This is a genomic window from [Clostridium] symbiosum ATCC 14940 (assembly GCF_000466485.1).
GTDB lineage: Bacteria > Bacillota > Clostridia > Lachnospirales > Lachnospiraceae > Otoolea > Otoolea symbiosa.
Map to the genome: position 1 here is coordinate 39,600 of NZ_KE992946.1, position 12,002 is coordinate 51,601.

Consider the following 12,002-nt stretch of genomic DNA (forward strand, 5'->3'; position numbering starts at 1 on the left):
ATGAGTGAGCTTGATAAGCTGATTTCGGAGCTTGCGGCAACCGCCCGAAACACTCGCGAGGCCGTCAGAAAGGCGAAGGAGGAAACAGGGAAAGAGGCAGCTGGCTGTTTCTTGGGATTTGGACCGGAGGAGCTGGCCGATGCCGCCGGTCTGCTGCCTGTATCAGTATGGGGGGACGACAGGGAGATAGAGAAGGCCCGGCGGTATTATCCGGCATTTTTCTGTGCCCCGGTCCAGCAGATGTTAGAGCAGGCCATGGGGGGAGAATATGACGGGCTGCTAAGCGCAATGATAATGCCGGTTTACTGTGACGCCCTCCGATCGGCCGGACAAAATTTCAAGACCGCCGTACCGCATATTCCGGTAATACCGGTTGTCTATCCTGCGAACAGGAAGGGGCGTTCCGGCAGGGAGTTTCTGGCCTCGGAATACAGAAGCGCCGGGAAGGCCCTTGAGAAAATAACAGGAAAAAAGATTACGGAGAAAGCGCTGCAGGACTCGATAGAAGTATACAACCGGTACAGGAGCGCGATGAGGGAATTTGTAAAAGAGGCGTCCGGGCACCCGGATATAATCACACCGTATCTGCGGCATATGCTCATCAAGGCGGCAGGCTGCCAGGATAAGCGAATTTATACTGAAAAAATCGGGCGTTTAACCAGGCTTTTGAAGAAGGAACCGGTGAGGGATTGGAATGGAAACAAGGTGATTCTGACCGGAATCCTGCTGGAATCAGAACAGATTCTGAAAAAGATGGAAAGCCATAACCTGGCGGTGCTGTCCGACTATCTGCTGCAGGAATCCCTGCAATTCCAGACAGACGCGCCGGTGGAGGGGAAGGATTCATTTTACAGGCTGGCATGCCGGTTTGCCGACCTTAAATTCTGTTCCGTTGCGATGGATCCGGAGAAAAGCAGAATCAGCAGGCTGTGTGAAGAGGCAATTGAAAATCAGGCAGGAGTGATTGTCTGTATCCCGTCCTTCTGCGATCCGGAGGAATACGATTACCCGCTGATGAGACAGGCTTTGGATGAAAAAGGAATCAAACATATCTGTCTGGAGCTGAATACCTCCTTCGTCAGTTCACAGGCGGAGACGCTGCTGCAGACATTTGCAGAGATGGAAAGGGGGAGAGAAAAGTGATTGAATCTGAAAAATACAGGCTCATACGCAGAGCAGTCAGGGAATTTGCAAAACAGGAGGTGGCCCCTCTGGCAGAGTCGATAGAGGAGACGGGACGGATACCCAAGGAGCTTTACCGGAAGATGGCGCAGAACCAGTATTTTGGCGTAACAATTCCGGAGGAATACGGCGGCTGCGGCGCAGGATACGTGGCCATGGCGATTGTCATGGAGGAGCTGGCCAGGGCCAGCGTATCGGCCACGCTCTATGTGACGTCTCCCAACACTCTTTTGGGGCTTCCCATCCTGAATTACGGCACGGAGGAACAGAAAGAAAAATACCTCGTTCCGGTTATGAAGGGCGAGAAGGAGGGAACGTTTGCACTGACGGAACCGTCGGCAGGCTCTGACGCCGCCACCCAGAACACCATTGCCAGGAAAGACGGGGATTATTATATTATTAACGGAAGAAAGGCTTTTATCACGGCGGCGCCGCTCTGTGATTTTGCCGTTGTATTCGCAGCCACGGATGTGTCGCTGGGAGCCAGGGGAATCACGGCATTTATAATAGAGAGGGATACACCGGGCTATTCGGTGGGACAGCCGGAGAGGAAGATGGGAGTAAACGGCTCACCTACAGCCGATATTATCCTGGAAAATGTAAAGGTACATAAGAGCCAAATCCTGGGAGAAGAGGGAAAGGCATTTCAGATGGCGATGAAGACGCTGGATTCCGGCCGTCTCGTGGTTGCCGCCCAGTGCCTCGGCATAGCGGAGGCGGCTATGAAGGAGGCGGTGGGATACGTCAGGCAGAGAAGGCAGTTCGGCGCGGCATTGTCGGAATTCCAGGGGATTCAGTTCATGCTGGCCGATATGGAGACGAAATTATGCTGTGCGCGCGCGTTGATTTATGACGCGGCTGAGAAGAAGGATGCCGGTATGAATATCACAAAGGAAGCGGCGGCAGCCAAGTATTTTGCATCCGAAATGTGCAATGAGATAGCGGCAAAGGCTCTTCAGCTTCATGGCGCTTACGGCTATATGAAGGATTATCCGATAGAAAGGATTTTCAGGGACGCCAGAGTGACGACGATTTATGAGGGGACCTCCCAGATTCTCCAGACCGTGATTGCGAAGCAGGTATTAAAGGGCCGATAGAGGGGCAATGACATTTGGGGCGGATTGCGGACGACAGACCGTAATGATAATACAGGAGGTTGCGGATATGAAAATAGCAGTTTGTATTAAGCAGGTTCCGGATACGGACGATGTAAAGATAGACAGGAAAACGGGGACCCTGAAAAGAAGTGAGGTTTCCGGAATTCTGAATCCGGAGGATATGAGCGCCGTCAGGATGGCGGCGGCCCTTCGAAGAGAGATGGAAAAGAAGGGCGAAAAATCATCTCTTACGGCAATAACAATGGGACCTCCGGCCGCGTCGGAGGTTCTTAGAGAGGCAATGGCATGCGGGGCGGATGAGGGAATCTTGTTGTGTGACCGGGCATTTGCCGGAGGGGATACCTTTGCTACCTCTCTGGTATTGGCGGAGGCGGTGAAAAAAGCGGGAGGTTTCTCCGTCATATTTACCGGAAGACAGACCACGGACGGTGAAACGGGCCACGTGGGGCCGCAGCTGGCAGAACATCTTGGAATTGGGCAGCTCACCCTGGTAAGACGGGTAAACTGGAACGGCAGGCTAACGGCCGTGCGCAGGTTCGAGGGATGTCTTCAGACCGTGGAGTGTGACACCCCGGCTGTTATTGTCTGTTCCGGGGAGGAGAGCGCGTTTGAGAGCATTCCAATCGGGGCAATCTGTAAAGCCTGCGAAAAGCAGCTCATCATATGGGACTGCGGACAGCTTGGGCTTCTGCCGGAGGAGATTGGACTTTGCGGTTCCAGGACCGCCGTGCGCAGGACCTTCCTGCCGCAAAGCGCGCCGAAGGGGCGTATGCTTGAGGGGAATATGGAGGAGATGGCGCAGACTCTCGCGAACGAGCTGAGAAAGAGGGTGAATCAGAAATGACAGAGGAATTAAAAGGGCAGGATCAGAAAAGAGGCATCCAGGTTCATGATAAAGACAGAGGGGGAATATGGATTTATGCGCAGACACAGGGGGAAGGATTGCACCCGGTAGTCATTGAACTTCTGGGAGAGGGAAGAAAACTGGCCGACCGGTTGGCACGGCCTCTCTGCGCCGTTCTGGTGGGAGAGAATGAAGCGCTGGCACAGGAGCTGTTTGAATATGGGGCAGATGAAGTATGCCTGTTCCGGCACAGTCTGCTGCAGCAGTATTCAACGGACGGATATACAAAAGCAGTGGCAACGATGGTACAGGAAAATCGGCCCTATGCTCTGCTGTTCGGCGGAACGGATGAGGGCAGGGATCTGGCTCCGAGAGTGGCGGCGAGAACCAGAACCGGGCTGACGGTGGACTGTACGGAGTTCAGAATAGATGAAGAAAATCAGATGTGCCAAATCCGCCCGGCATTTGGAAGCCGTCTGATGGCGGAAATAGTGACGGTTGGAGGAAGCGCGGCAATGTGCACGGTCCGGCCCGGTATGTTCGAGCCGGCCGTACGTAAAGCCGGCAGAAAGGGGAGGCTGAGCCGGGTCTGTTTAGAGCTATCCCCGGAAGAAATCCGAACAAAGACAGTATCCTCCGTCAGAGAGGAGGAAGGGCCAAAAGCTCTGGAAACTTCGGGAACGGTTGTTGCCGGAGGAATGGGAATAGGAGACAGGGAGGGATTTGAACTGCTTGATGAGCTGGCCGGATTGTTCGGGGGTACAACGGGAGGAACCAGGCCTGCGGCGGCGAGCGGCTTAATACCCCATGAAAGGATGATAGGGCAGACCGGCCGGGTCATTGCGCCGGAGCTTTATATTGCCTGCGGAATTTCAGGCGCCGTTCAGCATTTACTTGGAGTGAGCAAAGCTAAATGCATTGTAGCTGTCAACAATAATCCGGACGCGCCGATTTTTGAAGCAGCAGATTACGGCATTGTTGCAGATTACAGGGAATTTATTCCAAAATTGCTGAAAGAGCTGAAAAAAACGGACGGGAATAGTAATATATAGATAAATTGAAATGGGCAAAGGGCGTGAATAGGATGAAAGTGGAAGTGCATTTTCTGGGTCAGCCGGAAATATTGATTGATCATGTGAGACTTACAATAACGCAGAAGAAAATTGAGGCAATGCTGCTCTACATTCTTTTCAACGGAACTTGTACGAGAGACGAACTGGTAGCTATTTTCTGGTGTGACTGCGATGAGGAAGGTGCAAGGGGAAATCTGCGCAACAGCCTGTATAAAATAAGAAATCTGATTGGGAAAGACTTCCTGCTTACCGGCGGGAGGTCTTATATCAGTTTAAACCCTGAAGTTGAAATCTTCAGGGATACGGATTTATTTATTATGGAAAACAGCGAACAGAGGCTGCTGGAATTAAACCGATTCTGCTTTCTTGACAAATACTATCTGAAGAACTGTCCGGGGTTTGAAGAATGGGTATGCAGCATGCAGAACACCTATGAACGGCTGCTGAGGGAGAGACTTCTTCCAGCAATGCGTGGAAGCTTCAAAAAAGGTGATCACGTGATGGCGGAAAAATATGCGGAGTATATTTTAAGGTTTGATATTCATAATGAAGAGGCGGTATATACTCTGATTAAAATATGCGGACAGAATGGCGAATATAATAAAGCCGTTTACGCGTATACCCAGTATTCAGAGCGGCTGTACCAGGATATGCACCTGGAACCGGGAGCCGGGGTAAAAAAGGAATATGAAGATGTGATGCGGATGAAGACGGAGCTTAGGAGGAACACATCCAAGGGGCCGTTTTATCTGGGCCATATCAGGGCACTGGCCGCCCTGCAGGAGGAGTACTCCAAATACAGGCAGGGGTTTCCCTATGACACCTGTATTATCTGCGGGGAGGAGGGGATGGATAAAGAGGAGGTCTGGTGGAAATTCACGAAGGAGTATAACGCCAGGGATGTGATAAAAATCCATTTAAAAAGTACGGATGTGTCCGTCGATTACTATGCAATAAGGGAACTCATTGCCCAGACAGCAAAATGGCTGAAGATACAGCCGGATGATCTGATGGCAGGCAGCCCCGGGGAAAATGCGGATTTGTATTTTATGAACCTCGTAGGAAAGCTGGCCCGGAAAGCGAAAAGCGCCAGGAACCACTGTATCATGAGAATCGATAATCTGGAATATGCGGATCAAAAGAGTCTGTGCCTGATACTGGGCTGTCTGCTGGAATATCTCAGGAGTGAAATTTTTATAATGGCCGGATTTTCTTTAAACTTCCAGATGAATTTTAATCAATACGCCCGGGAGAGGGACAAGGCAGGACTCCGCCTTATCTGCCTGGAACCGTTAAAGGAAGGCGAATGCTCCAGGTATTTGAAGGAATGCTTTCCGGACGGCCGGACCTTTCAACAGGAAGAAAAGGAGATATACCGCTATACCGCAGGCAATCTGCTGATGCTGCGGGAGGTGGCCGCCAATATTGTAAAGGGGGAGGAGAATGTTTATGCGATGAGTCCCAAGGCGCAATGCCAGTTCTTCAGCCTGCTTGAGAATTTCAGCAGGGAGGAACAGGAGTATCTGGAATATCTGGCGGTAATGGAAAACGGCGTGGAGGTTTCTGTTTTATGTGAGATGTTACAGGTGAAGGCCGTTCATGCAATCCGCTGCCTGCTCCGGCTTCTGAACAGCGGCATATTGGAGGAAATAAACCAGAAAGGCCATGAAAGGCTGAGAATCAAATCTAAAATGCTGAGAGACATCATTTACAGCCGTACAGCCGCATTCAAGAAAAATGAACTGCACCGGATGGCACAGCAATATTATGAATCGGCCAGGGCACAGGGCCGGATTCAGTATGATTTGTTTGTGCTGTCTGAGCTGAAATATCATTCCGCACAGGCCGGGAGAGTAGACGATGCGCTGTATTATAACGTTTATTATCTCAGATATATATTAGATTACTATGATGAATTCTTCCCGGCCGTACCCCATGATGTGGAGTATCTCCAGACTTTTACTGTCTCAAGGAAAGAGATTTATCAGACGCTGGATACGTTTCAGAACTGCTACGATATGATGGAGGGGGACATGGATGCGGGGAGGTGCTACGAACTCCAGATGGAAATTTATTACCTGAAGGGAAGGACACTGAACCGGGATGGGAAAAGAGAGAAAGGACTTATATATGCGGAAAAACTGATCGGGCTGGCCGGCAGGGCGGGAGATGAGAGAATGCTGCTTTATGGGTATATTGAAGCGCTCTGTTACGGGGTGAAGGCGGAAGACTCCGCTCTGATGAAGCGTTATCTCTGTCTGGTAAAAGAGATGAAGAATCTTTCTTATTATCAGCCGGAATACGGGTCAATCCTGCGGCTTGAGAGCTATTGCCATATTCTGGACGGGGAATATGAAACAGCGGAGGAACTGCTGAACAAATCAATTGAAATTTTCAGCCGGCCACGGCTTAAAAACACCTATTTTTATCCTGCGGCCGGAGCGTATGATTATCTGGCAATTACATACAGATGCCGCGGTCAGTACGATAAAGCGCTGGAAGCCATAGAGGAAGCGCTGCGGCTCTGTAAGACCAGAGGAAGCAGAAAAGGCCTGGATCTGTTTTATGAAGATTACGCCTATATTCTCTTCCTGCAGGGAAGAATGGAGGAGGCGGAAAAATTTTTCTGTATCAGCGCCCGGATATATGATGAATTCGGGACTTACTGGCTGCGCTCCATCGGTGAAAGCTGCATGGCAATGATCCATCTAGAGAAAAAAGAGGAAAAGGAGGCGCTGGAGCATTTCAGGAGGGCCGAAATTTTCAGTAAAAAGGAAAAGACAAAGGAAGAGCTGGAAGTTCTGGAAATAGCCAGAGGAAAGCTTAAAAAAGCGAAGGTGCTGGCATAGAGGCAGGGAGAATTCAAATTTTGGATTCTCCCTGTTTTGCATCTGCAGCGGACAGCCGCCTGGAATGGCTTGTCATATTTTTTTTACCATCACATATATTGAGGTAAAAGGAGGCGGACAGGATGGAGAACAAAGACAGGCTGTTTCAGATTTTTTCAAAAAAGCTCAGAGGAGTGCTGGGAACGCTTGATGTGGAGCCGGAGGGTCTTGAGGAAATCCGCATGCGGATCGGCGCTCCGCTTTTTATCATTTATAAAAACAGGGAATATACGGTGACAGCGGAAGGAACACTCAAAGAACCGCCTGGAATATGGAAAAAAGACGATAAAGAGAAGTGCTGTCATATAACACGCGAAGACTTGGAGGAGACGCTTCAATGTGCGGTACGCTATTCCTTATATGCCTATGAGGAGGAGCTGAAACAGGGATTCATCACGGTTGCGGGAGGACATAGAATCGGAGTCGCAGGACGGGTGATTTTGGATAAAGGAACCGTGAAGACGATTCAGCCTGTTACATTCCTGAATATCCGTTTATCCCATCAGGTCAGGGGATGCGCGGATAAAATCATGCCTTATCTGTATGATGATAAGACGGGAGAATTTTTACATACGCTTATCATCTCACCGCCCAGATGCGGTAAAACAACGCTCCTGCGCGACATTGTCCGGCAGGCCTCCGACGGCGGAAGCTCAGGAAAACGTGTCAGGGCAGGAAAAACAGTGGGAGTCGTTGATGAACGTTCTGAAATTGGAGCCTGCTTCCAGGGGATACCCCAAAATGACGTGGGTCTGCGGACCGATATACTGGACTGCTGTCCAAAAGCCGCCGGCATGATGATGCTGATACGTTCCATGGCGCCTGATGTGGTTGCGGTGGATGAGATCGGCGGGGACCCGGATTTGGAGGCGCTGCGCTGCGTGATGAACTGCGGCTGCCGGATTCTTGCAACGGTACATGGAACTTCAATGGAGGACATCCGGAACAAACCGGGATTTTGCAGGTTTCTGGAGGAAGATATCTTTGAACGGTATGTGATTCTGGGAAATAAGGCGGGACCGGGAACCGTTCTTGATATCTGCGACGGACGGGGAAGGAGTCTTTTATGTGGCTGAAAACGTTGGGACTGATACTGGTGATAGCTTCCTGCAGCGGTATCGGCGCTGAAGCGGTCCACCGCCTGCGTGAGCGGCTGAGGCTCCTTGAAACGCTCCGGAGAATGGCATCCCATATGAAAGGGGAAATTTTGTACGCTAATGTCCCGCTGGCCGAAGCGCTTTACAGAACAGGGAAACGAAATAAAGGCGCTGCCGGTGAACTGTTCATCGCGATTGCAACAGAGCTGGAACAGGAGACGGGAGAGAGCTTTGAAGCAGTCTGGAGAGCAAAAGCGGGGAAGTTTGCCGCCGGCAGCGTACTTAATAAAAAGGAACAGGAACAGCTCCTGCGGTTTGGGGAAAGCCTGGGGTACCTGGATCGTGATATGCAGGAAAAGGCAATCTTATTTTATCTGGAAGATTTGGAGCATTCCATAGAGACGCTGAGAAAAGAGGAGCCGGAAAAAAGCCGCCTGTTCTTTGGAATGGGTATCCTGTCCGGGCTATTTCTGGCAGTGGTGCTGATATGATAGAACGAATAGATGCAGGAGGATTTTACATATGGGGGTAAGTTTGATTTTCAGGATAGCGGCAGTGGGAATACTGGTGTCGGTCATCTGCCAGATACTGAAGCACAGCGGCAGGGAAGAGCAGGCCTTTCTCACCAGCCTGGCGGGGCTGGTTCTGGTGCTGTTCTGGATGATACCGTACATCTATCAGCTGTTTGAGACGATGAAAGAGCTGTTTGCGCTGTAGCCGTCTGATTCGGGGAGCAGCGCGACGGGAAGCGGAGAATGAAAGAAGGGAAGGTGCGGTTATGTCGATTATTACGGCATCGGTACTGGGGCTGGCAGCCGTGCTTCTGGCCGTTCAGTTCAAAAGCAAGGGCGGTGAGTATGGAACCTACCTGATTATGGCGGCCGGGCTGATTCTGTTCTTTTACGGGACAGGCAAGATGCAGATCATCATCGATACGGCTCATCAGATACAAAGCTATATTCATATAAACAGTGTCTACCTGACCACGCTTTTGAAAATGGCCGGAATTACTTACATAGCGGAGTTTGCTTCCGGCATCTGCAAGGACGCAGGATATGGGGCAATAGGGACACAGATAGAAATATTTGCCAAGCTGTCAATCCTGGCCGTCAGTATGCCGGTACTGCTGGCATTGCTTGAGACACTTCGGGATTTCCTGGCCTGACAGAACGCGGCAGATAGGCAGAAAGGCGGATTGTATTTCTCTATGGCGGATGCAGTAAAAGAAAAATATGGAAAAATAAGAAAGTATATTAAAAAATTTATTCCCATCCTGTTTGCCACTGCCATAATTTTTCCGGGCTTTTATTTTCAGGCAGCGGCGGCGGAAGAGGAGCAGGGGGAAACGAAGAGCTGTGAAGCAGAGGCAGATAACCTGCTCAATGATTTTGATCTGGCGGCAATCGAGAATTTTATGAATGAGGAGAGTGGAAACGGCTCATTTTCTTTTACATTTAAAGAGCTGATTAAGGAGCTGATAAAGGGCAACTTTTCGGAAGTTTTCCATGAGTGTCTGCTGACGTTACGGGACAGCCTGTTTGGTGAAATTACGAAGAACGGAAAATGGATCGGCCAGGTTTTGATATTAGGGCTGATAGGGGCGGTATTTGCTAACTTTTCCAGTATATTTTCCAACAGCCAGATTGCTGAGACGGGATTTTATGTAACCTATCTTCTGATGTTTACCTTTCTGGCATCCAGCTTTCTGACAGGGATTTCGATAACAAAGGAACTTCTTTCACATATTATTGAATTTATGCGGGCGTTGGTCCCGACCTATTTTCTGGCGGTTTCCTTTGCCGGGGGCAGTATTACTTCGGCGGCAGGATACGGATGGATGCTTTTTTCCATCAGCATAGTGGAATGGCTGGTGCTGAGGCTGCTGATGCCGCTCCTTCGGATTTATATCCTGTTTGTCCTTGCAGGTCATATGGTGAAAGAAGACATTTTTTCCAAAATGACGGATCTGTTGGACAGTTCCATCCGGTGGGGACTTAAAACCATGATGGGGGTGGTGCTGGGCTTTCATCTGCTCCAGAATCTGGTGACTCCGTATGCCGATGCCCTGAAGAATACATCCCTGCAGCGGTTCGTCAGTGTTATCCCGGGGCTGGGACAGGGGGCGGCGGCCGTATCACAGATGGTCATGGGAACCGGAGTGCTGATTAAAAACAGTATCGGAGCCGGAGCCGTAATTATACTGGTACTGATATCGGCCATACCCCTGCTGAAGCTGGTAATTCTCTGCCTGTTCTATCAGGGGGCGGCAGCACTTCTGCAGCCGGTCTGTGATAAAAGAATGGTGGCCTGCATCAGCGAGGTTGGAAATGGCTGCCGTCTGCTGCTTTCGATGGCCGGCGCCGCACTCCTGCTGTTTGGCGTCTCGCTGGCAATTATATGTACGGCGGCCAACGCCACCTATTTTGCAGGTTAAAGGGGGGCTGAGATATGGAAGGAATATACCGCTGGGTCAGCAATATCGTTTACTACCTGATATTTGTGACAATTATTACAAACCTTCTGCCGGCTGGAAAGTATGAAAAATACCTCAGGCTGTTTGCCGGCTGCATCCTGATACTTCTGGTTCTCCAGCCTCTGACCGGGGGGCTGAGGCTGGATGAAAAAATCAATGCAATTTTCCGGTCCGTCTCCTTTGAGAATGAAGCGGGCGAACTGAAAGGCCGGCTCGATGAGATGGAACAGAAAAGGCTGGACCGGGTGATTGGCCGGTATGAGGAAGCGGCGGAGGATGAGCTGCTCCGGCTGGCTAGAGAGGAAGGGCTTGAGGCGGCGGAGGCTTCCGTTGTGATAGAACAGGACAGCAGGAACCCTGATTTTGGAAAAGTGAAAAAAATCGTGCTGAAATTCAGGAAAGAAGATGAGGCTGAAAGCGCTCCCGCCAATTCAGGGGCCGGAGGCGGCGTGGACCGGATTACGCTGGAAGAGGTGGAGAAAGTGTCGGTACGGCTGGATAAAAAAAGTGCGGAGGGAGAGGGCGCAGAGGCGGAAGAAGTACGCAAAGAAAAACGTGACAAGAAGAATGCCGCGCCTGCTGCGGGAAAAGTTATTGCACAGCAGGAACCGTATGGGCGGGATTCGGAAGCGATCAGGCAGTTCAGACGGACGATAGCCGGTTATTATCAGATGGAGGAAGAAAATGTGGAAATCGGGCTGGAAGATTAATAAAGACTGGGTGAAGGGAAAAGAAAAATGGATGCTTCTGCTGGTGTGTGGACTGATTCTTCTGATTCTGTCATTTCCGCCGGGGAGCAAAAAAGACAAAGAGGAGGAGGCGGGGTCTCCGGTCGTCCAGGGGCAGCTGGTGCCGGAGGCAAAAGAAGGAGATTCGGACTCGCAGACGGCGGCCGGGAAAATATCCGGGACGCAGGAGGATGAGGAGAGGAGATACGAAAAAGAGATGGAACAGCGTGTGAAGGATATTCTTAAAAACGTGGATGGAGTGGGAGAGGTTGACGTGATGCTTACGCTCAAGTCATCCAAAGAAAAGGTTCTCCATGTAGACAGGGACAGGAGCCGTTCCACCACGGAGGAAAAAGACAGCGCGGGCGGTACCAGAAAATCACAGACAGAGGAGATGAAAGAGTCGTCACTGACGACAGGAACGTCGGGAACTCAGGAGCCGGTAATTGAAAAAGAATTGCAGCCTGAAATAGAAGGAATCATCATCAGCGCCCGGGGCGGAGGCAGCGCTCAGGTAAAAGCAGAAATTTCCGAAGCAATGGAAGCATTATTTGGGCTCCCGGCACATAAAATAAAAGTATTAAAGCGGGTGGAATAAA

Annotated in this window: 12 protein-coding genes; all 12 read left to right on the top strand. The window is 50.5% G+C overall.

Annotated features, from left to right (window positions below):
* The 12 genes from CLOSYM_RS13825 (at position 1) to CLOSYM_RS13880 (ending at position 12,001) form a co-directional block, all read left to right on the top strand.
* Positions 1–1,143 (top strand): 2-hydroxyacyl-CoA dehydratase subunit D, encoded by a 1,143-nt coding sequence (locus tag CLOSYM_RS13825; protein WP_003505189.1) that lies wholly within the window; start codon positions 1–3, stop codon positions 1,141–1,143.
* A complete protein-coding gene (locus CLOSYM_RS13830) occupies positions 1,140–2,279 on the top strand; it encodes an acyl-CoA dehydrogenase family protein (protein ID WP_003505191.1) in 1,140 nt (379 codons plus the stop codon). Before CLOSYM_RS13825 ends, CLOSYM_RS13830 begins: the two co-directional genes overlap by 4 nt.
* A gap of 67 nt (positions 2,280–2,346) precedes the next feature.
* A complete protein-coding gene (locus CLOSYM_RS13835; protein WP_024739196.1) occupies positions 2,347–3,144 on the top strand; it encodes an electron transfer flavoprotein subunit beta/FixA family protein in 798 nt (265 codons plus the stop codon).
* Positions 3,141–4,196: an electron transfer flavoprotein subunit alpha/FixB family protein gene (locus tag CLOSYM_RS13840; RefSeq protein WP_021642579.1), complete on the top strand. Its 1,056-nt coding sequence runs from the start codon at positions 3,141–3,143 to the stop codon at positions 4,194–4,196. Before CLOSYM_RS13835 ends, CLOSYM_RS13840 begins: the two co-directional genes overlap by 4 nt.
* Positions 4,197–4,228: 32 nt before the next feature.
* Positions 4,229–7,066, top strand: a complete 2,838-nt coding sequence (locus tag CLOSYM_RS13845; protein WP_021642580.1) for a tetratricopeptide repeat protein — start codon at positions 4,229–4,231, stop codon at positions 7,064–7,066.
* A gap of 122 nt (positions 7,067–7,188) precedes the next feature.
* Entirely contained in the window at positions 7,189–8,181 is a 993-nt protein-coding gene (gene spoIIIAA / locus CLOSYM_RS13850; protein ID WP_003501120.1) for a stage III sporulation protein AA, read from the top strand.
* Positions 8,172–8,693, top strand: coding sequence for a stage III sporulation protein AB (locus CLOSYM_RS13855; RefSeq protein ID WP_003501122.1), 522 nt, complete (start codon positions 8,172–8,174; stop codon positions 8,691–8,693). Before spoIIIAA ends, CLOSYM_RS13855 begins: the two co-directional genes overlap by 10 nt.
* A gap of 31 nt (positions 8,694–8,724) precedes the next feature.
* Positions 8,725–8,919 (top strand): stage III sporulation protein AC, encoded by a 195-nt coding sequence (gene spoIIIAC, locus CLOSYM_RS13860; protein ID WP_003501123.1) that lies wholly within the window; start codon positions 8,725–8,727, stop codon positions 8,917–8,919.
* A gap of 61 nt (positions 8,920–8,980) precedes the next feature.
* A complete protein-coding gene (locus CLOSYM_RS13865; protein WP_003501125.1) occupies positions 8,981–9,367 on the top strand; it encodes a SpoIIIAC/SpoIIIAD family protein in 387 nt (128 codons plus the stop codon).
* 42 nt (positions 9,368–9,409) lie between these two features.
* Complete coding sequence (locus CLOSYM_RS13870; protein ID WP_021642581.1) at positions 9,410–10,636, top strand: stage III sporulation protein AE; 1,227 nt, start codon at positions 9,410–9,412, stop codon at positions 10,634–10,636.
* 14 nt (positions 10,637–10,650) lie between these two features.
* Positions 10,651–11,385, top strand: a complete 735-nt coding sequence (locus CLOSYM_RS13875) for a stage III sporulation protein AF (protein ID WP_021642582.1) — start codon at positions 10,651–10,653, stop codon at positions 11,383–11,385.
* A complete protein-coding gene (locus tag CLOSYM_RS13880) occupies positions 11,360–12,001 on the top strand; it encodes a stage III sporulation protein AG (RefSeq protein WP_003501131.1) in 642 nt (213 codons plus the stop codon). The genes CLOSYM_RS13875 and CLOSYM_RS13880 overlap by 26 nt, the downstream gene beginning before the upstream one ends.
* Position 12,002: the final 1 nt, after the last annotated feature.